The 25,345-nt window shown below is 64.1% G+C and carries 22 protein-coding genes; 4 read left to right on the forward strand and 18 right to left on the reverse strand.

What is annotated here, in order from left to right; translation table 11 throughout:
- Positions 1-33: 33 nt before the first annotated feature.
- From pepN to CEQ44_RS21660, 7 genes are all read right to left on the reverse strand, one after another.
- Entirely contained in the window at positions 34-2,634 is a 2,601-nt protein-coding gene (gene pepN, locus CEQ44_RS21630) for an aminopeptidase N (protein ID WP_088181688.1), read from the reverse strand.
- A 114-nt stretch (positions 2,635-2,748) separates the two neighbouring features.
- Complete coding sequence (locus tag CEQ44_RS21635) at positions 2,749-3,675, reverse strand: ParB/RepB/Spo0J family partition protein (RefSeq protein ID WP_088181689.1); 927 nt, start codon at positions 3,673-3,675, stop codon at positions 2,749-2,751.
- Positions 3,672-4,454, reverse strand: a complete 783-nt coding sequence (locus CEQ44_RS21640) for a ParA family protein (protein ID WP_066607266.1) — start codon at positions 4,452-4,454, stop codon at positions 3,672-3,674. The genes CEQ44_RS21635 and CEQ44_RS21640 overlap by 4 nt, the downstream gene beginning before the upstream one ends.
- 2 nt (positions 4,455-4,456) lie before the next feature.
- On the reverse strand, positions 4,457-5,092 hold the full coding sequence (gene rsmG / locus CEQ44_RS21645) for a 16S rRNA (guanine(527)-N(7))-methyltransferase RsmG (RefSeq protein ID WP_088181690.1): 636 nt from the start codon (positions 5,090-5,092) through the stop codon (positions 4,457-4,459).
- On the reverse strand, positions 5,089-6,939 hold the full coding sequence (gene mnmG / locus CEQ44_RS21650; RefSeq protein ID WP_088181691.1) for a tRNA uridine-5-carboxymethylaminomethyl(34) synthesis enzyme MnmG: 1,851 nt from the start codon (positions 6,937-6,939) through the stop codon (positions 5,089-5,091). Before mnmG ends, rsmG begins: the two co-directional genes overlap by 4 nt.
- Positions 6,940-6,998: 59 nt before the next feature.
- A complete protein-coding gene (mnmE, locus tag CEQ44_RS21655; RefSeq protein WP_088181692.1) occupies positions 6,999-8,291 on the reverse strand; it encodes a tRNA uridine-5-carboxymethylaminomethyl(34) synthesis GTPase MnmE in 1,293 nt (430 codons plus the stop codon).
- A gap of 4 nt (positions 8,292-8,295) precedes the next feature.
- The gene (locus CEQ44_RS21660; protein WP_088181693.1) at positions 8,296-8,544 is read right to left on the reverse strand and encodes a DUF6489 family protein; all 249 of its coding nucleotides are present in this window, start codon (positions 8,542-8,544) and stop codon (positions 8,296-8,298) included.
- A 150-nt stretch (positions 8,545-8,694) separates the two neighbouring features.
- Here CEQ44_RS21660 and CEQ44_RS21665 point away from each other — a divergent pair, with 150 nt between their 5' ends.
- Together CEQ44_RS21665 and CEQ44_RS21670 are read left to right on the forward strand one after the other, a co-directional pair.
- A complete protein-coding gene (locus CEQ44_RS21665) occupies positions 8,695-9,396 on the forward strand; it encodes a dienelactone hydrolase family protein (RefSeq protein WP_088181694.1) in 702 nt (233 codons plus the stop codon).
- A complete protein-coding gene (locus CEQ44_RS21670) occupies positions 9,396-10,364 on the forward strand; it encodes a quinone oxidoreductase (RefSeq protein WP_254913793.1) in 969 nt (322 codons plus the stop codon). The genes CEQ44_RS21665 and CEQ44_RS21670 overlap by 1 nt, the downstream gene beginning before the upstream one ends.
- 107 nt (positions 10,365-10,471) lie before the next feature.
- On the opposite strand, the gene CEQ44_RS21675 is transcribed toward CEQ44_RS21670, so the two are convergent.
- Both CEQ44_RS21675 and rho read right to left on the reverse strand, forming a co-directional pair.
- Complete coding sequence (locus CEQ44_RS21675; protein ID WP_088181695.1) at positions 10,472-11,194, reverse strand: YjbE family putative metal transport protein; 723 nt, start codon at positions 11,192-11,194, stop codon at positions 10,472-10,474.
- A 120-nt stretch (positions 11,195-11,314) separates the two neighbouring features.
- Positions 11,315-12,571, reverse strand: coding sequence for a transcription termination factor Rho (gene rho / locus CEQ44_RS21680; protein ID WP_088181696.1), 1,257 nt, complete (start codon positions 12,569-12,571; stop codon positions 11,315-11,317).
- A gap of 267 nt (positions 12,572-12,838) precedes the next feature.
- Here rho and CEQ44_RS21685 point away from each other — a divergent pair, with 267 nt between their 5' ends.
- A complete protein-coding gene (locus tag CEQ44_RS21685) occupies positions 12,839-13,843 on the forward strand; it encodes a retroviral-like aspartic protease family protein (RefSeq protein ID WP_088181697.1) in 1,005 nt (334 codons plus the stop codon).
- 11 nt (positions 13,844-13,854) lie between these two features.
- Here the strand turns inward: CEQ44_RS21685 and CEQ44_RS21690 are convergent, their stop codons facing one another.
- The 6 genes from CEQ44_RS21690 to CEQ44_RS21715 all read right to left on the reverse strand — a co-directional run bounded on the left by CEQ44_RS21690 (position 13,855) and on the right by CEQ44_RS21715 (position 21,394).
- Positions 13,855-15,966, reverse strand: a complete 2,112-nt coding sequence (locus tag CEQ44_RS21690; protein ID WP_088181698.1) for a transglycosylase domain-containing protein — start codon at positions 15,964-15,966, stop codon at positions 13,855-13,857.
- 221 nt (positions 15,967-16,187) lie between these two features.
- Positions 16,188-16,595: a peptide-methionine (R)-S-oxide reductase MsrB gene (gene msrB, locus CEQ44_RS21695; protein ID WP_088181699.1), complete on the reverse strand. Its 408-nt coding sequence runs from the start codon at positions 16,593-16,595 to the stop codon at positions 16,188-16,190.
- 45 nt (positions 16,596-16,640) lie between these two features.
- Positions 16,641-17,669 (reverse strand): DNA polymerase III subunit delta, encoded by a 1,029-nt coding sequence (gene holA, locus CEQ44_RS21700; RefSeq protein WP_088181700.1) that lies wholly within the window; start codon positions 17,667-17,669, stop codon positions 16,641-16,643.
- On the reverse strand, positions 17,666-18,166 hold the full coding sequence (gene lptE / locus CEQ44_RS21705) for an LPS assembly lipoprotein LptE (protein ID WP_088181701.1): 501 nt from the start codon (positions 18,164-18,166) through the stop codon (positions 17,666-17,668). Before lptE ends, holA begins: the two co-directional genes overlap by 4 nt.
- 142 nt (positions 18,167-18,308) lie before the next feature.
- Complete coding sequence (gene leuS, locus CEQ44_RS21710; protein WP_088181702.1) at positions 18,309-20,849, reverse strand: leucine--tRNA ligase; 2,541 nt, start codon at positions 20,847-20,849, stop codon at positions 18,309-18,311.
- Positions 20,850-20,947: 98 nt separating this feature from the next.
- A complete protein-coding gene (locus tag CEQ44_RS21715) occupies positions 20,948-21,394 on the reverse strand; it encodes a DUF3576 domain-containing protein (RefSeq protein WP_088181703.1) in 447 nt (148 codons plus the stop codon).
- Between the two features lie 256 nt (positions 21,395-21,650).
- Here CEQ44_RS21715 and CEQ44_RS21720 point away from each other — a divergent pair, with 256 nt between their 5' ends.
- The gene (locus tag CEQ44_RS21720; protein ID WP_088181731.1) at positions 21,651-22,388 is read left to right on the forward strand and encodes a hypothetical protein; all 738 of its coding nucleotides are present in this window, start codon (positions 21,651-21,653) and stop codon (positions 22,386-22,388) included.
- 195 nt (positions 22,389-22,583) lie between these two features.
- Here the strand turns inward: CEQ44_RS21720 and CEQ44_RS21725 are convergent, their stop codons facing one another.
- The 3 genes from CEQ44_RS21725 to CEQ44_RS21735 all read right to left on the reverse strand — a co-directional run bounded on the left by CEQ44_RS21725 (position 22,584) and on the right by CEQ44_RS21735 (position 25,199).
- Positions 22,584-23,519 carry a 2-hydroxyacid dehydrogenase gene (locus tag CEQ44_RS21725; protein WP_088181704.1) on the reverse strand — a complete coding sequence of 312 codons (936 nt, stop codon included), beginning with the start codon at positions 23,517-23,519 and terminating at the stop codon, positions 22,584-22,586.
- A complete protein-coding gene (locus CEQ44_RS21730; RefSeq protein WP_088181705.1) occupies positions 23,516-24,862 on the reverse strand; it encodes a cystathionine gamma-synthase family protein in 1,347 nt (448 codons plus the stop codon). Before CEQ44_RS21730 ends, CEQ44_RS21725 begins: the two co-directional genes overlap by 4 nt.
- A 139-nt stretch (positions 24,863-25,001) precedes the next feature.
- Positions 25,002-25,199, reverse strand: coding sequence for a hypothetical protein (locus CEQ44_RS21735; protein WP_088181706.1), 198 nt, complete (start codon positions 25,197-25,199; stop codon positions 25,002-25,004).
- Positions 25,200-25,345: the final 146 nt, after the last annotated feature.

A 25,345-nucleotide genomic window follows, 5' to 3' on the forward strand; every position in this document is an offset into this window, starting at 1 on the left:
CCGCATAGGGGCGGCGCGGACCGACAACGGGCGTCAGTCCAGGCTCTTGCTCGTCTGTTCGGTCACATCCTTTGACAATCCCGGTTGCGCTAGGATGCGTTGCAGTTCTGCCCGCATGAGCGCCGCGCGCCCTTCTTCGAACCGTTTCCAGCGCCCCAGCGGCGGCACCAGTTTCGCCGCCGTCTGCGGATTGAGCTTATCCAGCGCGATGATGCAGTCGGCCAGCAGGCGATAGCCCTTGCCCGACTTATGGTGGAACGCCCATTGGTTCCCGGCGAACGCGCCGAACAGAGACCGTACCCTATTGGGGTTGGCGAGCGTAAAATCCTTGTGCTCGCTAAGCTGCGCCACCAGTTCCACGGTATCGGGATGAAGCGCGAAAGCCTGGGTCTGAAACCATTTGTCGAGGGTCAGAGCGTCGGCGGCGTAGCGGTTGTAGAAGATATCCAGCGCCGCCTCGCGCTCCGCGCTGGCAGCATTGGCCAGGACCCCCAGCGCCGCCTGACGCTCGGTCATGTTGTCGGCCTCGCTGAACTGGGCGAAAGCGACGGCGGGGCCGTCCTCAGCCCCGGACGCCACCAGATAATGGAGCGCCGCGTTGCGCAGCTTCCGGGCGCCCTTGGCAGCCGGTGACAGGGAGAAAGCGCTTGCTTTGGTCCCAGCATGGATATCGCGCCAGAGCGGCGCCAGCGCGCCGCCGATCTGCTGTTGCAGGGCATCGCGTGCGGCGTGGATCGCGTCTGGATCTACCAACCGCATCTGATCGCCTAGATAGGCTTCGCTGGGCAGGCGGATCGCCTCCGCCACGAAAGCGGGATCGAGCAGCGGATCGGTGATGATATTGCGCACGGCATCGACGACGGCTGCGTCGTCCGTGGCGTGCCCCGCGATGCGGCCGATCAGCACATTGACCATCAACTGCTGCATCGCTTCATAGCGCGCGAAAGGATCGTCGTCGTGCGCCGACAGGAAGGCCAGATCGGCCTGGCTGCGGTTCGTCTCGACGATCACTGGCGCGGAAAAGCCGCGGTTGATCGACAGGATCGGCGGGACCGGGAAGCCGGTGAGGGTGAAGCTCTGCCTGGCCTGCGTCAGCATGAGCAGTTCATCACCGGGATGCTGCCCGTTAATGGGATCGAACAGGGCGGTGCGCAGCGGGATCGCCATCGGCTGTTTGTTGGTCTGGCCCGGCGTCGGCGGGATCGTCTGTTCCAGCACTAGTTCGACGCTCTGGCTCACCGGATCATGGGTGATGAGGGCGCGAACATGCGGGGTGCCGGCCTGCGCATACCATAGGCGGAACTGGGTAAGGTCGATGCCCCCGCCCTCCTCCATCGCCAGCACGAAATCCTCGCATGTGGCGGCCTGTCCGTCATGACGGTCGAAATAGAGATCGGTGCCCGCCCGGAAACGCTCGGCGCCCAGCATCAGCGCCATCATACGGATCAGCTCGGCGCCCTTGTTATAAATGGTCGCCGTGTAGAAGTTGCTGATTTCCATATAGGATTCAGGACGCACCGGATGGGCGAGCGGTCCTGAATCCTCCTGGAACTGGGCGGCGCGCAGGATGCGCACATCTTCGATCCGCTTGACCGCATGGCTGCCCATGTCGGCGGAGAAATTCTGGTCGCGAAAGACGGTGAAGCCTTCCTTGAGACTGAGTTGAAACCAGTCGCGACAGGTGACGCGATTGCCTGACCAGTTGTGGAAATATTCATGCGCCACCACGCCCTCGACCCCGTCATAGTCAATGTCGGTCGCCGTTTCGGGGTCAGCCAAAATATAGCGCGAATTAAAAATGTTGAGGCCCTTATTCTCCATCGCGCCGAAATTGAAGTCGGCCACGGCGACGATGTTGAACACATCCAGATCATATTCGCGGCCATAGACGCGCTCGTCCCAGGCCATGCTGTTCTTGAGCGCCTGCATGGCATGATCGGTCCGGGCCAGATCGGCTTCGCGCACCCAGATTCCAAGCTGCACCTCGCGCCCGCTCATCGTTACGAAGCGGTCGCCATTGCAGGCGAGGTCGCCCGCGACCAGCGCGAAAAGATAGCAGGGCTTGGGGAAAGGATCGTTCCAACGCGCCCAGTGGCGGCCGTCCAGCAGATCACCCTGCTCGATGGGGTCGCCGTTGGAAAGAAGGACAGGGAAGCGCGCCTTGTCCGCTTCCATGCGCACGCTGTAGCGCGACAAGATGTCCGGCCGATCGGGGAAAAAGGTGATGCGGCGGAAACCCTCTGCCTCGCACTGGGTGCACAGCAGCCCACCGCTGGCGTAAAGACCCATCAGCTTGCTGTTGCCCTCCGGCGACAGCTCGACCAGCGTTTCGACGCTATGCGCGCCGCCGGGCAGCGCGATGATAAGCGCGCCCGCCTCCAAATGCCATTCGTCCTGCGCCAACGGACGGCCATCGACGCACACGACCAGCGGCACGAGGCCTTCGCCATCAAGGCGGAGGGGGCGGTCATGATCGCCATTGCGCGTGACCGACAATGTCGTCCGCACCCTGGTCAGCGCGGGATCGAGATCGAAGTCGAGCGTGACGTCAGGCATCAGCCAGTCGGGCGGACGATAGTCCATCCGGCGAATGACGGTGGGCGCAGCGGCGTGGGTGGAGATCATATCGGCCATCCCCGCAATCTAAGGAGCAGGGGGACAAAAGACCAGCGGGCTTTATGGACACGGCGTGCCGAACTTCTTGAACTTCGCGCGTATGCGCTGCGACGAGTGGGGCCGCCGTCGGTCCTAGATGCGCTCGCCCGACAGACGCTGGCACAGCATGTCCAGCTGGTCGAGGTTGGAATAGCGCAACGCCAAAGTGCCGCCGGTCGATGCGCCCTCATGCGCGATCTCGGCCTTCAGGCCCAATATGTCGGCCAGATGCTGCTCCAGCGCCGCGATGTCCGGGTCTTTGTCGCCAGTGCCGACGGCGCGCCTGGCCGCTGGCGCTTCGACGCCGGTCTTGACGCGGCGCACCAGTTTTTCGGTATCGCGGACGGACAAGCCCTTATCCTCGATCTGCCGCGCCAGCGCCTCGCAATCGGGCAGGCCGATCAGCGCACGGGCATGGCCCATGCTGATCCGGCTTTCCATCACCTGCTGCTGCACCGTCTGCGGCAGTTCGAGCAGGCGCATCAGGTTGGCGACATGGCTGCGCGATTTGCCGACGATACGACCCAGTGCGTCCTGGCTATGGTGAAATTCGGCGATCAGCTTGCGATAGGCTTCCGCCTCTTCGATCGGGTTGAGATCCTCGCGCTGGATGTTTTCGATCAGCGCGATTTCAAGCGTTTCCTGCTCGTCGAAATCGCGCACGATCGCAGGGATGCGGTGCATCTGCGCCCGCTGTGCCGCACGCCACCGGCGCTCGCCCGCGATGATCTGGAACCCGCCGCCATGGGGGCGCACGATGATCGGCTGGATGACGCCGCGCTTGGCAATGCTCTCGGCCAGTTCCTGCAAAGCGCCTTCGTCGAAATGGCGACGCGGCTGTTCGGGGTGCGGCTGGATCAGCGAGACTTCGATGCTCTGCACCGCCTTGCCATTGGCGGGGATGGCGTTGGGCGCAACCGGCTCCTCGCGCGCGACATCCCCCAACAGGGCAGACAGCCCGCGGCCCAGACCATGGGGGCGCTTGGCGATCTTGGGCTTGTCGGTCGTTTCGTCGCTCAAGCAGCAACCTCCTGTCGGGGCAGGCGCGCGATCAGTTCGCGCGCCAGACGCATATAGGCTTCGGACCCCGAACAGCGGAAGTCGTAGATGAGAGCGGGTACGCCATGGCTGGGCGCTTCGGACAGGCGGACATTGCGCGGGATGACGGTCGAGAAGACGAGATCGCCCAGGCACGCGCGCACATCGTCGGCGACCTGATCGGTCAGGCGATTGCGGCGATCATACATGGTCAGCGCCACGCCCATGATCGACAGGCCGGGGTTGAAACGGCCACGGATACGCTCGACCGTCTGGAGCAGTTGCGAGAGACCTTCCAATGCAAAAAATTCGCATTGGAGCGGCACCAGCAGATATTGTGCGCCCACCATCGCATTGATTGTGAGCAAGCCCAGCGAAGGCGGGCAGTCGATCAGGCAGATGTCCCAACGCCCCGGCTGGGCTTCGGCCAGCACGCGCTCCAGCCTGTGAGTGCGCTGCTCATAATCGATCAGTTCGATTTCGCAGCCCGATAAGTCTTGCGTTGCAGGAACCAGGTCGAGCTTGGGAACCCGCGTGGCGATGACCGTGTCGTCCAAAGCGCAATTGCCGACCAGCAGGTCGTAGCTGGATTGCGCGCGGTCGGCATGACCGACGCCAAGACCGGTAGAGGCATTGCCCTGCGGATCGAGATCGACCAACAACACGCGCAAGCCCGTGGCTGCCAGACCAGTCGCAAGATTGATCGCGGTGGTGGTCTTACCCACGCCGCCCTTCTGATTGGCGATGGCGATACGGATCATCCTCAGCCTTTCCTTTTGGCGGGCTTTACGGCGTGGGCCACGATGATGGCGCTGTCGTCATCCGTTATGCTGGGTTCCACGTGAAACACACCTTGCCATGCCGGACGCGCCGCCTCCAGTTCATTTTGCGCATTTCGTCCTTTGGGCAGCACCCAAAGGCTGTTTTTGTCGGAAAGATGCAGTGCTGATTCGAATAGCTTGGGCAAAGGCGCGTAGGCGCGGGCGCTGATGACGGCGGCTCGCGCGGGCGGGACCATTTCGACACGACCGCCAAAGACGCGGGCATGGGTCAGGCCCAGTTCGGCAATCACGCTTTCCAGAAAATCGATCCGCTTGCGCCGGGATTCGACCATTATCAACGGGCGGTCGGATAGGCAGGCGAGCACGATACCGGGAAGGCCAGCGCCCGATCCAAGATCGATCCAGTGCCCCTCGGCCGCGTGTTCGGTGTGACGGAGCAGCTGCGCGGAATCGACGATATGCCGCACCCAAATATGGGGACGAGTCGATTGTGCGATCAAATTCTGCTCGTCCATGGCGGACAGGAGGATGGCGACATAGCGTTCGAGCCTGCCCCATGTTTCACGTGAAACATCGCAATGCGCTGTCAGCCAAGCGCGGGCTTCCTCTTCGGTCACGCAGCCACCCGGCGGACATGGATCAGGATCGCCGCCAGCGCCGCCGGGGTAATGCCGCGGATGCGACCGGCGGCCGCCAGCGTGTCGGGACGGGCGGCGTCGAGGCGCTCGATCATCTCGGTCGATAACCCGCCGATGGTGCGGAAATTAAAATCGACAGGGATGATGACACGCTCATTGCGGCGCAGTTCGGCGATCTCGCTATCCTGTCGTTGCAGATAGGGGGCGTAATGGGCGTCCTCCAATATTTCGTCGCGCAGGTCGGCGGGGGCAGCGCGCAGCGTCGGCGCGAGCGCGCACAGCAACGCCCGATCGACTTCGGGGAAGCGCGCCCATTCGAACAAGCTGCGTCGTGCACCATCCTGCCGGACCATCGCGCCCGCACGCGCCATCTCACTGGCGGTCCTGGGCTGGGCGAGTTCCGCCTCGATCGCGGCGCGCCGCGTCTGGCGCTCGGCCAATCGGGCTGCGCGATCGCGACCAATCACGCCATGGGCGAGACCGATCGGACCCAACCGCGTCTCCGCATTGTCGGCACGCAACCGCAGCCGATATTCGGCGCGGGCCGTGAGCATCCGATAGGGCTCGGTGACACCCTGCAAAACGAGGTCGTCGATCATCACGCCGATATAACTGCTGGCACGGTCCAGGATCATCGGTGCTTCGCCGCGCGCACGGGCGGCGGCATTGGTACCGGCGACCAGCCCTTGCGCGGCTGCTTCTTCATAGCCTGTCGTGCCGTTGATCTGACCGGCGCAGAACAGGCCGGTCAGTTGGCGCACTTCCAGCGTGGAATCGAGCGCGCGCGGATCGACATGGTCATATTCGACTGCATAGCCCGGAACGGCGATGATGGCCTGCTCCAGCCCGGGCATCGATCTCACCATGGCGATCTGCACGTCGGTCGGCAGCGAGGTGCTGATGCCATTGGGATAGACGAGCGGATCGTCCAGCCCTTCCGGTTCCAGGAAAATCTGATGCCCGTCCCGATCGCCGAAGCGCACGACCTTGTCCTCGATAGACGGGCAATAACGCGGTCCCCGCCCCTCGATCGCCCCGCTGAACAAGGGCGACCGGTCCATGCCATCGCGGATGATCGCATGGGTGGCGTCGTTGGTGCGGGTGATGGCGCAGGCAAGTTGCGGCAGCACGCGGCGCGACGAGAGAGGCGACATGGTCCACGCCTCCCCGTCCGACGGCTGCGTTTCCAGACGCGCCCAATCGATGGTGCGGCCATCGAGGCGAGGCGGCGTGCCCGTCTTGAGCCGAGCGATCGGCAGGCCGAGGTCGCGCAACTGAATACCCAAAGCGCTAGCGGCCCGTTCGCCGATCCGCCCGCCGGTCTCGCGCTCATCCCCGCGGAAGAGCTTGCCGCCAAGGAATGTGCCGGTGGCCAGCACCACCGTCGGCGCAGCGATGGTCCGGCCGTCGGCCAATGCGATGCCTGCGATCGCGTCTCCGTCGATCAGCAAGGCGTCGGCTTCGCCCTCAACAATCTCCAGCCCCAACTGCGCGTCGAGCATCTGGTGGATGGCGGCACGATACCGTTTACGATCTGCCTGCACGCGCGGCCCCTGCACGGCGGCACCCTTGCTGCTATTGAGCATCCGATAATGGATGGCGGCGGCGTCGGCGGCGCGCGCGATCAGCCCATCGAGCGCATCGACTTCGCGCACCAAATGACCCTTGCCCAACCCGCCGATCGCCGGATTGCAGGACATGGCACCAACGGTATCGCGGGCGAAGGTGAGCAGCGCCACCGACGCGCCCTTGCGCGCTGCGGCAGCGGCTGCCTCACAGCCGGCATGGCCGCCCCCGACCACGATCACATCATAACGTCTTTGCATGGCCGCCCCTTATCAGAATGAAGGGGGGTGGGTCAAAAGCGTTCCACGTGGAACATGCATCATTTGCCGATGCAGAAACCCGCAAAGAGACGGTCCAGCATATCTTCGGTTCCCGCCTGCCCGGTCAGCGCATCGATGGTGCGGCGGGCTTGTCGCAAATCTTCAGCGATGACGAGCAAATCATCGGTCGCACCAGCCGTTGCGAGATGCGCGTATAACTGTCCAACTTGCTGTCTCTGGCGCGCGTGCAGGGCATAGTCGCCCTCCCCCGGCAGAAGTGCCGCAGCGCGTTCCTGAAGCGTGGCGATCAGCCTGTCCATGCCTTCGCCGGTGCAGGCGGACAGGCGCAGGCCGGGACGATCAGGACCGCTACGGTCGGACTGCGCGGCAATCAACAGGGCATCGGCGTGGGGCAGTTCAGCCGCGTCGCCCAGCCACAGGATGATGTCGGCCGCGTCCAGCGCGGCGCGGGCGCGGTCCATGCCGATCGCCTCGATCACATCGTCCGTTTCGCCGCGCAGGCCGGCGGTGTCGGTGAAGAGGAAGGCGGTGCCGCCGATCGCGGCCGGCACTTCGATACGGTCGCGGGTGGTGCCCGCGATTTCGGATACGATCGCCGCGTCGCGCCCGACCAATGCATTGAGCAGCGTCGACTTGCCGGCATTGGGTGGCCCGGCCAGCACGACGCGGATGCCATCGCGCAGCCGCTCGGCCGATGGCGCAGCCAGGACGGCGGCGACGTCTTGCGCCAATGCGGCGATCCCCGCGCCGATCCGCGTTTCGATCGCGGCGTCGGGCACATCATCCTCGTCCGAGAAGTCGAGCGCCGCCTCAGCCATGGCGGACAGGTCGAGCAAGCCAAGCCGCCAGCCGTCGATGCGGCGCGAAAAATGCCCTTCCGCCATCAGCAAGGCGGCGCGGCGCTGGCCCTGGGTTTCGGCGGCGAGCAGGTCGGACAGGCCCTCTATCGCGTTCAGGTCCATGCGGCCATGAGCGAAAGCGCGGCGAGTGAACTCCCCCGCCTCGGCTCGCCGTAATCCGGGCATGGCCGCCAGCGCCTCCTCCACCGCCGCCACCACGGCGCGACCGCCATGGCAATGGAGTTCGGCCATATCCTCGCCCGTGACGGTCGACGGACCGGGCAACCACAGCACCAGCGCACGATCAAGCGGCGCATCGTCGCGCGGGTCTTTCAGCAACGCCAGGCTCGCGCTGCGCGGTGAAGGCAAGCGACGGGCCAAGGTCGCAAGCGCCGCCCCCGCCTGCCCTCCGCTTATCCGTATGACCGCAATCCCTGCCGGCGGCGCACCGCTGGACAGGGCGAATATCGTGTCGCCATCGGGACCGGTCACAGGCTTATTTCTTTTCGCCGCCGGACATGCCCGCCAGGCCCATATTCATCATCTGCTGAAACAGACGCATACCTGCATCGCCCATCGGCGAGAAGCTCTTGAACAGTGTTTCCATCTGCTCGACATTGGCGACGCCGTCGAAGCCGTCCAGCATCGTCTTGATATATTTGTCATGGATGGGGGTGACATCGGGCAGGCCCAGGAAGGAGCGCGCTTCGGCCGGTGTGCAGTCCACGTCGACGGTAACCTTCATGTCGCTGCCCTTTCCTTCGGCCTGGCATTATTGCGGACCGTCATGCCGCAACTGGCCGCATCAAAGCAAATTTTTAACGCGCCTTGCGGTTGCGCGCTGATCCGGATCGGCCAATATGCGCGGCATATTTCATGACAAAAGGATAGCGACATGGGCGATTTCATTCCGATCAAGACACTGGAAGGCGATGCGCAGTTCGACACCTATGTGTCGAAGCCCGAAGAGGATGCCACCGCGGCGATCATCGTCATCCAGGAAATTTTCGGGGTGAATGAAGGTATCCGCGCGAAATGCGATAGCTGGGCCAAGGCCGGTTACCTTGCCTACGCGCCCGATCTGTTCTGGCGGATCGAACCGCATATCGAACTGGACGCCGATGTGCCGGAACAGATGGACACGGCGCTGGGGTTGATACCCAAGTTCAACCAGGATCAGGGCATCCGCGATATCGAAGCGACGATCAAGGCGGCGCGCGCGGCGTTGGGCCACGATAGCAAAGTCGGCTTGGTCGGCTATTGCCTGGGCGGGCGTCTGGCTTTTATGAGCGCCTGCCGCACCGATGGCGATGCATTCGTGGGCTATTATGGCGTCGGCATCGACGGCCTGCTGGGCGAACAGCAGGCGATCGGCAAGCCCGTGCTGCTGCATGTGCCGACCGCCGATCACTTCGTCCTGCCCGACGCGCAGAAAGCGATGCATGAGGGTCTAGCCGACAACCGCCATGTGACGCTGTATGATTATGAAGGGCTGGACCATGGTTTCGCCGCCGAGATGGGCCAACGTCGCGACGAAGCCGGCGCCGAACTCGCGGACGGCCGCACCGCCGATTTCTTCGCCGAGCATCTCGCCTGATGGGCGGCGCATGGCGCATGGTCGCCCGCAGCCATGGCGGGCCGGAGGTGATCGCGCGCGAGGATTTCGATCCCGGTGCGCCAGGTGAAGGCGAAATACTAATCGCGCAGGATGCCGTCGGCCTCAATTTCATCGACACCTATTATCGCACCGGCCTCTATCCCGCGCCCCTGCCCACCCCCTTGGGGTCGGAGGGCGCAGGCCGGGTGGCGGCGGTCGGGCCGGGGGTTACCGGCTTTGCAGTCGGCGATGTCGTAGGCTGCGCCAGCGGGCTGGCGTCTTACGCCACCCACCGGATCGTTGCGGCGGATAAGGTCGTGCGGATTCCCGATGGCGTATCGACACAGGATGCGGCGGCGATGATGCTCAAGGGCATGACCGCCTGTTATCTGGCCGAAGATACGATCGCGCTGCACGCCGGTCAGGTCGCGTTGGTCCATGCGGCGGCGGGCGGGGTCGGCTCTGTCCTCGTCCCGTGGCTGCGCGATAAGGGCGTCATTGTTATCGCCCATTGCGGGTCGGCGCAGAAGGCGGCAAGCGTTGACGCAGACCACAGCTTGCACGGTCCATTCGATGAGCTGGCCGTGCGGGTGCGCGACTTGACGGATGGCAAGGGCGTGGACGTGGTCTATGATGGCGTGGGTGAGGACAGCTGGGCCGCCTCACTCGCCAGCCTCAAACGGCGCGGGCTGATGGTCAGCTATGGCAACGCGTCGGGCGCGGTCCCGCCGGTCAGCCTGCTGGACCTCAGCCGGGGTGGTTCGCTTTACGTCACCCGCCCAACCTTGTTCGACTATATCGCGACGGCGGAGGCTTTGGCGCATACCGCCGATCGCCTGTTCGACCGGATGCGGCGCGGCGTGGTCAAGGCGGTGATCGGTCAGCGTTTCGCGCTGAGTGATGCGGCGGAGGCGCACCGCGCGCTGGAAGCGCGGCAGACGACCGGGGCGACCGTGCTGATCCCCTAAATCACAAGAACAAACCGTTCGCTCGAAACGAACGGCTATTGTGTAGAAACAACAAAAAGGGGGCGGAACCTGTCAGGTTCCGCCCCCTTTTTTGCGCGTCAGGCCGGTCAGCCGAACAGCGTCAATATCCCGACCTGATGGTCGACGAACCCTTCATAAATCATCTTGACCGCAACATAGACGATGACGGCGAGACCGATATAGGCGATCCAGCGGAACCGCTCGATATATTTGGCGATGATGTTCGCGGCGATGCCCATCAGCGCGACCGACAGGATCAGCCCGATGATGAGGATACCGGGATGGTCCTTCGCGGCGCCCGCGACGGCCAGTACATTGTCCAGGCTCATGCTGACGTCGGCGACGGCTACGGCCCAGGCGGCAGCGGCGAAGCTTTTGGCCGGGCGCAATCCCGACACATCGTCGTCGCTGGTGTCGCCCGGCGTGTCGCCACCCCGCTTGGGGTGCAATTCGCGCCACATCTTGAAGCTGACCCACAGCAGCAGCAGGCCACCGGCCAGGATCAAGCCGACGATCTGCATCAACTGGCTGACCACCAGCGCAAAGGCGATGCGCAGCACCAGCGCGGCGATGATGCCGATCAGAATCACCTTCTTGCGCTGGGCTGCCGGAAGCCCCGCCGCCAGCGCGCCGACGACGATGGCGTTGTCACCCGCCAGAAGAATGTCGATCATCAGCACCTGACCAAAGGCGGCCAGCGCACTAGGCGAAGTTATATTGCTGAAATCATTGACGATGTGCTGCCAGATATCGGCAGGAGAGCCGAGGCCCTGGGCCGCGGAGGCGGCGGTGGCGAGGAGGTCGATCATGGCGGCCTGCTAACGTCCCTGTCTGTAGGAAAGGAGAAAGCCGGACCATATACATGGCCCGGCTCTCGCGGCAAAATTTATGATGGATCTGCGCGCGACCGGAAGGATCGCGAGCGTCCCTTACTGGTTCATCGAATCGAAGAAGTCTTCGTTGGTCTTGCTGTCCTTCATCTTGTCCAGCAGGAACTCCATCGCGTCGATCGTGCCCATCTGCATCAGGATGCGGCGCAACACCCACATCTTGCTGAGCTTGGCCTTGTCGACCAGCAGCTCTTCCTTGCGGGTGCCGGACTTGCCGACGTCCAGCGCTGGGAAGATGCGCTTGTCCGCGACCTTGCGGTCCAGCACGATTTCGGAATTGCCGGTGCCCTTGAACTCTTCGAAAATCACTTCGTCCATCCGGCTGCCGGTGTCGATCAGCGCGGTGGCGATGATGGAGAGCGAACCGCCCTCCTCGATATTACGCGCCGCGCCGAAGAAGCGCTTGGGCCGCTGGAGCGCATTGGCATCGACACCGCCGGTCAGCACCTTGCCCGAAGAGGGGACCACGGTGTTGTAGGCGCGACCCAGACGGGTGATCGAGTCGAGCAGGATGACGACATCCTTCTTATGCTCGACCAGCCGCTTGGCTTTTTCGATCACCATTTCGGCGACCTGGACGTGGCGGGTAGCGGGTTCGTCGAAGGTGGAGGAGACGACCTCTCCCTTCACGCTGCGCTGCATGTCGGTGACTTCTTCCGGGCGCTCGTCGATCAGCAGGACGATCAGGAAGACTTCGGGATGATTGTCGGTGATCGCCTTGGCGATGTTCTGCAGCATCACGGTCTTGCCGACGCGCGGCGGGGCTACGATCAGCGTGCGCTGGCCCTTGCCTTGGGGCGATATGATGTCGATGACGCGGGCCGACTTGTCCTTCTGTGTCGGATCATAGGGGTCGAGCGTCAGCTTCGATTCGGGGTAAAGCGGCGTCAGATTGTCGAAATTCACGCGATGGCGGACCACATCGGGATCGTCGAAATTGACGGTATTGAGCTTCACCAGCGCGAAATAGCGCTCGCCATCCTTGGGCGCGCGGATTTCGCCGTCCACCGTGTCGCCGGTGCGCAGGCCGAAACGGCGTACCTGATTGGGCGAGACATAGATGTCGTCGGGACCGGCCAGGAAGTTCGCTTCCGGGCTACGCAGAAAGCCGAAGCCGTCGGGCAGCACTTCGATCGTGCCCTCGCCCATGATCTGTTCGCCATTCTCCGCCTCGGCCTTCAGGATCGCGAACATCAAATCCTGCTTGCGCAGCGTCGATGCGCTTTCGACGCCCAACTCTTCGGCCATGGTGACCAAATCTGCGGGCGCTGTTTTCTTGAGGTCCTTGAGATGCATTGCGAGTCGGTCCGATGGCGAGAGGGTGAAGTAGGGCAGAAAAGGGAAGGATTTCAGAACCGGGCAGGACGCCGGTCGAGTCCCGTGCCGGACGGTCGGGAGCTATCATCTGGCGTGTAGCGATCCGCCCATGGTCAAGTCAAGGCATGAGAGCAGACCGCAGTGGTGGAAAATCGCCTTTTCGCCGCAATCCGCGCCGGGCGGTGGCGCTGGTGCGACAATGGCCTGCCATGATATAAGCGCGGCATAAAATGGAAGGATGAGGATATGGGACGGCTCCCTCTCTGCGTGAGGGTGTTGCTGGGTGTGGGGCTGACGATCGGCGGCGCGCCGCTTGCCGCGCAGGATTCGCCCCTGCCCGCCCCCGCAATCCTCGATCCCGCCCTTGATCCCGACATCCCGCCCACGGTGGTCCAAACCGGTCCCGCGCTGGACGAACGGGTGACCATCCCGATCTCGATCGACGGCAAGGGGCCGTGGAACTTCATCATCGACACCGGATCGCAGCGCACCGTGATCGCGCGCGACCTGGCGGAAAAGCTGGCGCTGTCGCCGCGCGCCAATGTCACCATCATCAGCATGACCGGCCGGTCGGAGGCCGGGACGGTCGCGGTGCCGCGGCTGGGCTTTGGCGGCGGGACGATCGACGATATCGAGGCGCCAGTGCTGGAAGGCGTGGATCTGGGAGCGCCGGGCCTGCTGGGGCTGGACAGCCTGCACGGTAAGCGGCTGACACTGAATTTCCGCACCGGGCGGATGGAAATCGGCAGCAGCAACCCCCGTCGCCGCCTGTCGGCCGATCCCGATACCATCGTGGTAGAGGCGCGGCGCAAGCGCGGCCAGTTGATCCTGCTCGATTCCGAGGTCAACGGCATGCGGGTCAACATCATGCTCGATACCGGCACCCATTTCAGCATCGGCAATATCGCGCTGCGCGACCGGCTGATGACGAAGAAGCGCGCGCCGGCGATGTTGACGGCGGCGCTGACCAGCGTCACCGGCGGCACACTGACGGGGCAGGTGGGACGGATCAAGTCGGTGCGCATGGGCCGCGTCAACCTGACCGAAGTCCCGGTGCTGTTCGCCGACGCCAGCCCCTTTGCCGAACTGGGGATGCAGGACAAGCCGGCGCTGCTGCTGGGCATCAGCGCGCTCAAGATTTTCGATCGGGTGGCGATCGATTTTGGCCGGGGCAAGGTCGACTTCCTGCTGCCCGACGGCAGCGCGCTGGAAAAGGCCCAGTTCGCCGCGAACGAGGAGGTTAAGGGTTAGGCGTTGGACGCTTAAGGATTGGGCGTCGGTCGCTGCTGCCGCTGGCGATCGCGGCCCAGCACATTGTCGATCCATTGCTGGTCGATGCGCGGCGGTTGCGGCCGGTCCTGCCGCGGCCTGTCTTCGGGATCGACCTCCATCTGCGGATCGTCGCTCGCGGCCTCTGAAGGGGCGGCGCGGGGGCGCTCGATCGGCAGGCCGTTTTCGTCGACCAGCATGCCGCCGTCCAGCCCCCCAACCATCCCATTGTCGGGGCTGCCATAATAGGCCTCATCGTCCGGTTCCAGCTGCCATTCGGGCAGCGTCACCTCTGTTTCGAACTGCTCCACCGGGCGCTTGGAAACCGCCACTTTCATATAATCGGCGAAAGCGCGGGCTGGCGCACGGCCGCCCTGTAGTCCACCGACCGCCTTGGCGTCATCGCGGCCCATCCAGACGCCGGTGGTGATGCCGCTGGAAAAGCCCAGGAAATAACCATCCTTGTTGCTGGTCGTGGTGCCGGTCTTGCCCGCGACCGGGCGGCCGATCTGGGCGGCCTTGCCCGTGCCGGTGCTGACCGCCGTCTGCATCAGGTCGGTCATGCCGGCGGCGACCCAGGGGGCCACAAGCACGCGGCTGGTGTCGTCCTGATGGCTGTAGAGCAGCCGGCCGTCGGCGGTGGTGACCTTGGTAATGCCATAGGGCGTCACGGCAATCCCCTTACGCGCGATCGAGGCGGCGGCGCGAGTCATGTCGATCAACCGCACGTCGGACGTGCCCAGCACCATCGACGGATGGGTATTGACCGGCGTCGTGATGCCAAAGCGCCGCGCCATGTCGGCGACGGTGGGGAAGCCGACCTCTACGCCCAGCTTCGCTGCGACCGTATTGATCGAATAGGCGAAGGCGGTGCGGATATCGATATCGCCAGAAAAGCGCCCCGAACTGTTGCGCGGGGACCAGCCGTTGATCGTCACCGGCTCGTCGGTCACGCCGGTGTCGGGGGTATAGCCCGCCTCCAGCGCCGCCATATAGACAAAGATCTTCCACGCCGATCCCGGCTGGCGCGTCGCGGTGGTGGCGCGATTATAGTTGGACGTCACATAATCCAGGCCACCGACCATCGCCCGCACCGCGCCGTCGCGGTCCAGGCTGACCATTGCGCCCTGCGTGCCCGACGGCACATTAGCCTGGATCGCCGCCGTCGCCGCCTTCTGCATGCCAAGATCGATGGTGGTATAGACCTCCAGCGGCTCGTTGGGCTCATCGATCAGCAGGTCGAGCTGGGGCAGCGTCCAGTCGGTGAAGTAACGCACGCTGTTCTGCGGCGCTTGCGGAGCCAGTTTGACGCTCTGAATATCCGCGTCCGCCCGCTGCGATGCGGAGATAGCGCCATTTTCCTGCATCAGGTCCAAAACAACGCCGGCGCGGCCGATCGCGGCGTCGGCGTCGGCGGTGGGGGAATAGCTGGACGGCGCCTTCACCAGCCCCGCGATGATCGCCGCTTCGGGCAGGTCCAAGCCGGTGGCGGGATGGCCGAAAAATTTGCGGCTGGCCGCATCGATGCCGTAGGCGCCGCCGCCGAAATAGACCTTGTTGAGGTAGAGTTCGAGGATTTGCCGTTTGGTGAATTTGCGTTCCAGCGCCAGCGCCAGCACCATTTCGCGGATCTTGCGGCCGAAACTATAGCTGTTGTTGAGGAAGATATTGCGCGTCACCTGCTGGGTGATGGTCGATGCGCCCTGCAACCGCCGGCCCTTGCCGCGATTTTCGATCGCAACCCAGGCGGCGCGCGCCATGCCGATCGGATCGACGCCGGGATGCAGGTAGAAGCGCTTGTCTTCTGTCGAGACCATCGCATCGACCATGACCTGCGGAATGCGGTCATAGTCCATCCATTTGCCAAAACTCGGCCCCAAGGACACGATGACGCTCCCGTCGGCAGCATGCACGCGGATCATCTGGCCATTGGGGGAGGATTTAAGGCTATCATAGCCGGGCAGCGACTGCATCGCGATCACCACAGCGATCACCACCGCCAGCAGGCCCGCCACCGCCGTCGCAAGGCCGATCTTCAGCCCGCGCAGCAACCATGTCTTCGCGCGGCCACGCGGCGCGCCTTTGTTCTTGCCTGATCCTGCCATCTGTGCCGCCCCGGATACGCGCTAATCCCGGCCCCTGCCAGCGCAAATCATGCGTCCGACGCGGAAAAAGACCGTCGCGCCTTCCATGAGGATCAGCGCTTTACCAGGGATGAATGGGTTCAAGCAATGCCGTGTTCCCGCGTAGGCGGGAACCCAGTTCATCCCGTCCGCGCTGGGTTCCCGCCTGCGCGGAAACACCCCCGGAAAATGCTCGGCTAAATCTATTCCGCCTCTTCGTCGCGCGGCTTGAAGTCCAGGCTGGCGCTGTTCATGCAGTAACGCAGGCCGTTAACGCCCGGACCATCGGGGAAGACATGGCCCAGATGCCCTTCGCAGGTGGCGCAGCGGACTTCGGTGCGGACCATACCGTGGCTGGCGTCGCGAATTTCCTCGACCGCGTCGCCATCGACCGGCGCGGTGAAGCTGGGCCAACCCGACCCGCTGTCATATTTTTCCTGCGCGTCGAACAGTTCGGTGCCGCAACCGGCGCAATAATAAACGCCGTCGGCCTTGTTGCCATTATAGGGACCGGTAAAGGCCCGCTCCGTGCCCGCTTCGCGCAGCACATGATATTGTTCGGGGGAAAGGCGTGCGCGCCATTCGGCTTCGCTCAGGTTCAGCTTGTCCATGGCGGCAATATGGCGCTGTCCTAGCCGGGGTTCAAGTCTGCGGATTCAGGCCCGCTCCCGCGCCGCCTGCCGCGCGATCGTCAGCAATTCGTGACGCACCATCAAGTCACCCAGCCCCCGGCCCGATCGGGTGGCGCGTTCCGCTTCCAGCAGCCGTTGGAGCACGCGGGCGATGCCGGGCGCATCCCATTGCCGTACCTGGCGCGACACCAGCCCCTTTTCCTTCCAGAACACCGCCTTGCCCGCCGCTTCCACCGCGCCTTCCAGGCGTCCGCTGGCGTCGAAATCGGTGCGGATATTGGCGATCAGCATCGCGCGGTTCAGCAGCGGGCGGATGACCGACGCCATGGCGGTGCCGGTTTCGCTCAGGCTCGTGAGTTCGCGGTGCATGGCCTTGAGGTCGCCGCCCAACACGGCGTTGACAAGCGGGCCGACCTCCGTATCGGGATTGTCGGCGGACAACGCATCGAGCGCCTCCGCCGTCGCCTCGCGCGGGCGATCGGGCGCGGCGTCGAGATAGAGGATCAGCTTCTCGATCTCGCCGGTCATCAGCGCGCGGTCGCCATTGGCCAAGTCGACGATGCGGCGGGCGAGGTCTGACGACAGCCGCAGCCCGCCATCGCGCGCGATGCCGACCGCGATCTGTTCGGATTCGCGCGCATCGGGCTGGTAGGAGATGCAGGCCATCACCGCCTTGTGATCCAGCGCCAGCTTGACCAGTTTCGATGTGGCTTTCAGTGCGCCTACGACCGCGATCACCGGGTTGCCGGCGGCTTCGGCCTCCAACAGGGCGGTCAGTGCCGGGACCGATTCCTCGCCCATGCCGCTGACTCGAATCCAGCGCTTGTCGCCGAACATGGAAAATGACGCCGCTTCGTCGGACAGCCGGGCGGGGTCGTCCTTCAGCGTCGCGCCGTCCAGGTCGATCCGTTCGGCCTGCGGCCCCATGGCGCGCTCCAGCCGTTTCGCCAGCGACTGGCTACCCGCTTCGTCGGGGCCGTATAGCAGGAAGAAGCGCACATCATGGGGCGGCGCGTCCAGCGCCCGTTCGATCTGGCCGCGATTGGCCTTCAAGGATTGGCGGCCTTGCGCGAATAGAGCGCCAGCCGGGTGACGATCTGGTCCGCCACCGTCTGCGACAGCCGTTCCAGCGCCGTGTCTTCGGCCGCGATCGTGGCATATTCGCTCGACGTCACGTCGATGCCCGCGTCCGATCCGGCTGTATCGTCCAGCAGTTGCGCGCCGGTGGCTTCATCCACCAACTGATAACGCGCCCGCAAGGTGCGGCGCTCACGCGTGATGGCGGCATCGGACCGCAGGCCGAAACCGCTGATGTCATCGTCCAGCTTCACCACCAGCTTGTAGCGCGGGCCGCTGCCGCCGGTCATCGCCGACAGCCGGTCGTTGAGCGCATTGCGCACCAGCCAGCCGCCCTTGCCCTCGATCGGTTCGACCGTGACATTGCCGAGCGCCTGCGCCACCGCGCCCTGCCCGCCCCCGCCATAGACGGGGCGTAATCCGCAGGCGGAGAGGGAGGCAAGGGCGATCAAGAGCAGGGGACAAGACTTCATGTGAACCTCCATAACCGTTCGCCCTGCGCCTGTCCAAGCCTGTCCTGAGCGACGCCGCAGGCGGCGTCGAAGGGGGCTTTCCTTCCTCGATGGGAAGAAGAAGAAGCGGGCCTTCGACAGGCTCAGGCCGAACGGCGTTTTGTTAAATCACCAGGTTCACCAGACGATCCGGCACGACGATCACCTTCTTGGGCGTCGCGCCATCCAGGATGCGAACGACATTGGGCGCGGCGAGCGCCAGCCGCTCCAATTCGTCCTTCGCCGTCCCCTTGGGCACGGTGATGGTGTCGCGCAGCTTGCCCATCACCTGGCAGGCGATGGTGACTTCATCGTCCACCAACAGCGCCGGATCGACCGGCGGCCAGGCGGCGTCGGCGATCAGGCCTTCACAACCATTGTCTTTGGCCATCCCCGCCCAGCCCTCTTCGGCCAGATGCGGCGTCATCGGCGCAACCAGCAGGGCAAGCCCGCGGATCGCGGCGGTGCGCGAAGCGGACGGCTTGGCCTTTTCGATCGCGTTGACCAGTTCGTAGATTTTCGCGACCGCCTTGTTAAAGCCCAGCGCCTCGATATCCCTGGCGACGCCGTCGACGGTCTGGTGCAGCTTGCGGTCCAGGGGCTTGTCCTGCCCCTCGGCCGCGGTGTCATAGTCGCCGAACAGCCGCCAGACGCGGTTGACGAAGCGCCAACTGCCTTCGATGCCAGCCTCGGTCCAGGGCAGGTCGCGTTCCGGCGGGCTGTCCGACAGCATGAACCAGCGCACTGCATCCGCGCCATATTGGGCGATGATATCGTCGGGATCGACGACATTCTTCTTGGACTTGGACATTTTGATGACGCGGCCGACCTCGACCGGCGCAGCATCGGCGATCAGCGTCGCGCCTTCGGACGTCCGGTCGATCTCGCCTGGCGCGAAATAGACAGGCGGCAGCCCCTCGCCCTGTTCGCGGCTATAGGTCTCATGCGTCACCATCCCCTGCGTGAACAGGCCGGTGAACGGCTCGGCAAAGCCCAATTGCCCCATATGCTGGAGCGCGCGCGTCCAGAAGCGGGCGTAGAGCAGATGCAGGATCGCATGTTCCACGCCGCCAATATATTGGCTGACCGGTAGCCATTTTTCGACGGTTTCGCGGTCGAACGGCTTGTCCTTGGGTTGGCTGGCGAAGCGGATGAAATACCAGCTCGAATCGGCGAACGTGTCCAGCGTATCGGTCTCGCGCACCGCGGGCTGGCCACAGCTTGGGCAGTCGACATGTTTCCAGGTCGGATGGCGATCCAAAGGATTGCCCGGTACGTCGAAGCTGACATCGTCGGGCAGCACGACCGGCAATTGATCCTTCGGCACGCCCACCGGGCCGCACGTCTCGCAATGGATCACCGGGATCGGCGTGCCCCAGTAACGCTGGCGCGACACGCCCCAGTCGCGCAGGCGAAACACGGTCTTGCCCGCGCCCCAGCCTTCTGATTCGGCCCGCGCGATGACGGCGGCTTTTGCTTCTTCGACGCTCATGCCGTCCAGTAAGCGCGAGTTCACCAGCTTGCCGGGGCCGGTATAGGCCTCGTCATGGATCGGCGTGTCGGCTTCACCTTCCGGCGCAACGACACGCTCGACCGGCAGCATATATTTGCGCGCAAAGTCCAGGTCGCGCTGGTCGTGCGCGGGCACGCCCATGACCGCGCCGGTGCCATAGTCCATCAGCACGAAATTGGCGATGAACACGGGCAGATGCCAGTCGGGATCGAACGGATGCGCGACGGTCAGGCCCGTGTCGAAGCCCAGCTTCTCTGCCGTTTCCAGTTCAGCCGCCGTGGTGCCGCCCGCCTTGCACTTCTCAATGAAGGCGACCGCGTCCGGGTTGTTTGCGGCCACCGCCTGCGCGATCGGATGGTCCGCCGCAATCGCCACGAAGCTCGCCCCGAAAATCGTATCGGGCCGCGTCGAATAGACCTCGATCCGGCTGTCGAAAGGCGCGACCGGCTCGAAATGGAACTGCAAACCGACCGATTTGCCGATCCAGTTTTCCTGCATCAGCTTTACCTTGTCCGGCCACTGGTCCAGCGTGGCCAGGCCCGCCACCAGATCGTCGGCGAACTGGGTGATCTTGAGGAACCACTGGGACAGTTTGCGCTTCTCGACCAAAGCGCCCGACCGCCAGCCGCGCCCGTCGATCACCTGTTCGTTCGCCAGCACGGTCATGTCGACCGGGTCCCAATTGACCGCCGATTCCTTGCGATAGACCAGGCCTGCTTGCAGCATGTCCAGGAACAGCGCCTGTTCATGGCCATAATAATCCGGCTCGCAGGTGGCGAGTTCGCGCGACCAGTCGATCGCGAAGCCCAGTTTCTTCAATTGCGCGCGCATGTTGGCGATGTTCGAGCGCGTCCATTCGCCCGGATGCACCTTCTTTTCCATTGCCGCATTTTCGGCCGGCATGCCAAAGGCGTCCCAGCCCATCGGATGCAGCACTTCATGCCCCGTCATCCGGCGGAATCGTGCCAGCACGTCGCCCATCGAATAGTTTCGGACATGGCCGATATGGATGCGCCCCGACGGATAGGGAAACATCTCTAGCACATAGCTGCGCGGTTTGGGCGACGCGTCGTCGGCCTTGAAGCTCTGCTGCTCGTCCCAGGTCGCCTGCCAGCGGGCGTCGGCCTCAAGCGGGTTGAAGCGCCTTTGCATGTCATGTCCTTACAAATGCGAGCGGGCTGGGCCTTTCCAAGCCCAGCCCCGATAGATTAGAAATGGGGCGCCGCGCGAGCGCCGCCCGAACCGGTCGTTCAGCCGATCGCCATGCGGCGCAGGTCGCGCGCCTTGGTCAGGATCACTTCTTCCAGCTTCTGCACGGTGGCCGCGGCGACCGGGGCATCTACCCACTGGCCGCCCTGATTGACTTGGCGGCTGGCCGCAACACGCAGCGCGTCGGCGCGCAGATCCTGGTCCAGGATCGACACGGTCAGCTTCATCCGTTCATTGGGCGTATTCGGGTTCGCATACCAGTCGGTCACGATCACGCCGCCGTTCGAATCGGTCTGCACCATCGGCATGAAGGACAGGGTGTCGAGCGACGCGCGCCACAGATAGGCGTTGACGCCGATCGTCGTGACCTTCGAAGCGGCGATGTCGGCCTTGGGCCGATCCTTGGCGCCGCCACCGCACGCAGCGAGCGGCATGAGTGCGGCCAATAGCAGGCCGGTGGTGGCGAAGGCAGGAAGACGGCGGGCCATCAGGCATGTCCTAGCTTGAAAAAGACGAGAAACTCACCGCTTCTATAGTGGCCGTGCGGCGTGGGGCAAGGGGGCGCGAAGACCTGCGCGACCGGTTGCGCCCCCAGGCGCGGTGGTAGCGTTCCCGTCAAAGGGCATTCAGCCTGTGTGTTCCATGCAACAGCTCGGACAAAAAGGCGTTCTGCCCCTAGCCAGTGGAGGCTTTGCCGGTGTAGAGCGTTACGCAAGATATAAGTCGGGGATGAAGAGTCGGGTCATGCGTATGAACAGGGGATATTTGGCAGGAACGGGCGCGGCGCTCGCCGTCGCTGGCTTCATGCTGTCCCCCGCGTTCGGCGCGGCGTCTGACTTCATGCGTCAGGGCACGCAAGCGCCGGTATCGCTGGGTTCGCTTGGCAGCCTGTCGTCCTTCACCCCCACGATCAAGGATCCGCGCCTCGCCGCGGCCTATGCCAAGATGGTGGCCTCGGCCAGTCGTCAGGGTTTTCGTTTCACACCCACCAGTGGTTCGCTGAGCGGCCAGCGTTCGGTCACCGTGATGGTCCGCGCGGCCGGTAGTGCCGATCTGGTGGCTATCAATCGCGCCGTCGATGCGATCGACATCAAGCCTGTCGCCTTCAGCCTGAACGGCGCCCATAACTGGCGCAAGTTTGCCCTGCCCGACGCGGTCGGCCGCAAGGCGCTGGACCCGGTCCCGGTCGAAACGATGGTTGATGCGAAGAATTTCTCGCTGGATGACGCGAAGAAGGATCGTTTCAGCACCAAGATGATGCTGGAAAATCGCCGCGAACCGGGTGTCGCGGCGACGGTGCGCAATCCGTCGGCGGATAAGGATTATTCGCTGGATCTCGCCGGCTCCTATTCGCTGACGCGCAACCTGAACGTCACCGCCGGCGTGCGCTACAATAACAGCGTGGCGGGTCGCCTGACCCCGATGACCGACGAGCGCCAGGACAGCCAGGCCGTCTATCTGGGCACCATCTTCAAATTCTGATGCGCTGGCGGCGTGGCCGTCGGCATAGCGCAAATCCGATGACGGCGCGTGGTTATGCGCGTCTGGTCACGCGCGTCGCCCAACGGGCTGTTCCAAATTGCTAAGGCGACGCGATGGAATAGGCCGTGCTCCCGCGCAGGCGGGAGCCCAGTCCCGCGGTTGCAATGAGACGCCGCCTCCGGGAAAAATCCCGTCTTAAGCAGAATTCGGCACCGGTGAAGGCATAGCCGTTCCAGCGAAATGCGCGGCCAGATTGGCCATCAACGTCTGCGCCATCCGTCCTACCGCTTCATGCGTCGCACCGCCAGTGTGTGGGGTCAGCACGACATTGGGCACATCGGCCCAACGGTGGGCATCGGTCGGTTCGGGATCGAACACGTCGAGCGCCGCGCCGCCCACCCGCCCGGTCCGCAGCGCGTCAATCAGGGCCTCTTCGTTCACCAACTGCCCCCGCGCAACATTCACGAGCAGTCCTTCTGGTCCTAACGCGTCGAGGATAGGCGCGTCGATCATGCCCCGATTATCCGCATCGGCGCGGGCCGCGATCAGCAATATGTCGCTCTCCCGCGCCAGCGCCGCCACATCGTCGGCCCGTGGCCAGAGTAGATCGGGCTTGGCTCTTGGCCCCCACCAGCGGATCGCCATCTTCATCGCCTGCGCCCGTTCCGCGACAGCAACGCCGATCGCCCCCATGCCGACAATGCCCAGCCGCGCGCCGCCCATCGATCGGGTCCGCATCTTGCTGTCGATCGTCCATTGGCCGGCGCGCAATTGGCGATCGCCTTCCACGATCTGTCGTCGATGGGCCAGGATCAGGCCGATGGCGTGGTCGGCGACATCGTCCGCATTGGCGTTCCCCGCATGGGCGACCGCAATGCCCCGCTGCCGTGCCAGGGCCAGGTCCACCCCGTCATAGCCCACGGTGAAGCAGGCGATGAGGGTCAGGCCGGGCATGGCATCCAGCAGGTCGCGACCGAGCGGAAACTCCCCGGCCCACACCAGCGCATCGACCTTTTTCAGATCTTCGGCCGGCGGCAAGTCCCACAGCGCGATGACGTCATAATCCGTGCGCAACGACGGCAGCAGGGGTGCCAGCAAGGGCTGGCCCACCAACAGGACAGGACGGGTCATGGCTCATCAATCTGCCGCAGCGCCTGGACGAAATCGGCGATCAGATCGTCCGCATCCTCGCAGCCGATCGAGATGCGCACCATATTGTCGCCGATGCCCAGCGCTGTCTTGCGCTCCGCCGGCACGGACAGGTGCGTCATCGCCGCGGGATGGCTGGCCAGCGTCTCGGTCCCGCCCAGGCTGACCGCCAGCTTGGCGATCTTGAGCGCGTCGAGGAACGCGAAGGCCTCCGCCTCGCCACCTTTGAGGTAAAGCGAGAAGGTCGACCCCGCGCCGGTGCAATGGCGGCGATAAATATCGGCCTGCCGCTCGGTTTCGGGAAAGCCGAGATAGACGACCTTCTCCACCTGCGGCTGGTCCTTCAGCCAGGCGCAGATTTTTTCCGCATTTTCGCCCGCCCGGCTCATCCGCAATTCCAGCGTCTCCAGCGACCGCAGCAGCATCCACGCGCTATGGGGATCAAGGATGGTGCCGATCGTGTTGCGCATCAGGCGGATGGTGGTGATAAGCGCATTGGACCCCAGTACCCCGCCCGCGACCAGATCGCTGTGCCCACCGGCATATTTGGTCAGGCTGTAGATGACCAGGTCTGCGCCATGCGCCAACGGCTTGAGCCACAATGGTCCCAGAAACGTATTGTCGATCGCGACCGGTGGCACATGAGATTCGCCCGCGAACAGCAAGTCGCGCTGCGCGACGACCGCTTCTATATCGACCAGCACGTTGGTCGGGTTGGCCGGACTTTCCAGATAGAGCATGGCGACGCGGCCCAGGCCCTTGGCCTTTTCGATCACCGCGCCAATCTCCGCCTCCGTCGCGCCGGCAGGAAAATCCAGCCACTGCACCCCGAATTTGCCCAATATGCGCCCGATCAGCGATTCGGTCGCGGCGTAAAGCGGCGCTGAATGAACGATCACATCGCCAGGCTGGACCAACGCCAGCAACGTGGTCGCGATCGCCGACATGCCGCTGGAAAAGAGCAAGGCATCCTCTGCCTCCTCCCACACCGACAGCCGATCTTCGCAGATCTCCTGATTGGGGCCGTTGAAGCGGGAATAGACGAGTCCCTCCGATCCGCCGGGCCGGATGCCGGTCACCCCTTCGAAATGGCGCTTGCCCGCGGCCGCGCTTTCGAAGGCGAAGGTGGAGGTCAGGAAAATCGGCGGCTTGAGCGATCCTTCCGACAGCGTCGGATCATAGCCATGACCCATCATCAGCGTAGCAGGCTTGAGCTTGCGGCCGTCAATTTCCATGATCGGGGCCTTGGGGCGGCGGCGGTTGCGCGGGGCTTCCACGCCGGTCAGGTCGGCTTCGGACAGATTGGTCGGGGTCTCGCCGGTCATATCGTTTCTCCTGCATTAGCGGCGTCTGATGCGCCGCTGTCATGGCGGGAGTGTAACGCAGGGCGGTGGCAGAGGGCCAGAGGGCGGCGTAAGATTATTTCGCCGGGCTATATGATTATTCCGAACCGATGTCTTCGTGTCAGGCGACAAGACCCTCTTCGACTTCGACATCAACCAGCCCGCCCTCTGCATCGACGAGGCCACGGCCAGGCGGGAAACGGGCGACATTCAGCGTCTCAGCGTAAAAGCGCCACCATTGGGTCCAAAAGGCCATGGGCATGAACCAGATGTCGAATATGACGTCGGCGGTGGGCGGCGGGGCGTGTTCATCGGTCATGAGACAATCTTCTTTCTCATCGAACGTGCGGGATGATGGCAGAATGCGCGACTCCGATCGGCATTACCGCGTCGTGGGCTGAGCGCAGCCTATCATGCGGCGCGGCCGTCCGCCATGGCAGGGATCACAACCGACATGGCGGGCCG

The sequence above is a fragment of the Sphingobium sp. Z007 genome, assembly GCF_900013425.1.
In the GTDB taxonomy this organism is placed as follows: Bacteria; Pseudomonadota; Alphaproteobacteria; order Sphingomonadales; family Sphingomonadaceae; genus Sphingobium.

Coding starts and splice junctions, on each gene's coding strand:
- pepN (WP_088181688.1), bottom strand. CDS start 2,634: ATGGCCGATATGATCTCCACCCACGCCGCTGCGCCCACCGTCATTCGC.
- CEQ44_RS21640 (WP_066607266.1), bottom strand. CDS start 4,454: ATGATCCGTATCGCCATCGCCAATCAGAAGGGCGGCGTGGGTAAGACC.
- mnmG (WP_088181691.1), bottom strand. CDS start 6,939: ATGCAAAGACGTTATGATGTGATCGTGGTCGGGGGCGGCCATGCCGGC.
- CEQ44_RS21660 (WP_088181693.1), bottom strand. CDS start 8,544: ATGAAGGTTACCGTCGACGTGGACTGCACACCGGCCGAAGCGCGCTCC.
- CEQ44_RS21665 (WP_088181694.1), top strand. CDS start 8,695: ATGGGCGATTTCATTCCGATCAAGACACTGGAAGGCGATGCGCAGTTC.
- CEQ44_RS21670 (WP_254913793.1), top strand. CDS start 9,396: ATGGGCGGCGCATGGCGCATGGTCGCCCGCAGCCATGGCGGGCCGGAG.
- CEQ44_RS21675 (WP_088181695.1), bottom strand. CDS start 11,194: ATGATCGACCTCCTCGCCACCGCCGCCTCCGCGGCCCAGGGCCTCGGC.
- rho (WP_088181696.1), bottom strand. CDS start 12,571: ATGCATCTCAAGGACCTCAAGAAAACAGCGCCCGCAGATTTGGTCACC.
- CEQ44_RS21685 (WP_088181697.1), top strand. CDS start 12,839: ATGGGACGGCTCCCTCTCTGCGTGAGGGTGTTGCTGGGTGTGGGGCTG.
- CEQ44_RS21690 (WP_088181698.1), bottom strand. CDS start 15,966: ATGGCAGGATCAGGCAAGAACAAAGGCGCGCCGCGTGGCCGCGCGAAG.
- msrB (WP_088181699.1), bottom strand. CDS start 16,595: ATGGACAAGCTGAACCTGAGCGAAGCCGAATGGCGCGCACGCCTTTCC.
- lptE (WP_088181701.1), bottom strand. CDS start 18,166: ATGAAGTCTTGTCCCCTGCTCTTGATCGCCCTTGCCTCCCTCTCCGCC.
- leuS (WP_088181702.1), bottom strand. CDS start 20,849: ATGCAAAGGCGCTTCAACCCGCTTGAGGCCGACGCCCGCTGGCAGGCG.
- CEQ44_RS21715 (WP_088181703.1), bottom strand. CDS start 21,394: ATGGCCCGCCGTCTTCCTGCCTTCGCCACCACCGGCCTGCTATTGGCC.
- CEQ44_RS21720 (WP_088181731.1), top strand. CDS start 21,651: ATGCGTATGAACAGGGGATATTTGGCAGGAACGGGCGCGGCGCTCGCC.
- CEQ44_RS21725 (WP_088181704.1), bottom strand. CDS start 23,519: ATGACCCGTCCTGTCCTGTTGGTGGGCCAGCCCTTGCTGGCACCCCTG.
- CEQ44_RS21730 (WP_088181705.1), bottom strand. CDS start 24,862: ATGACCGGCGAGACCCCGACCAATCTGTCCGAAGCCGACCTGACCGGC.
- CEQ44_RS21735 (WP_088181706.1), bottom strand. CDS start 25,199: ATGACCGATGAACACGCCCCGCCGCCCACCGCCGACGTCATATTCGAC.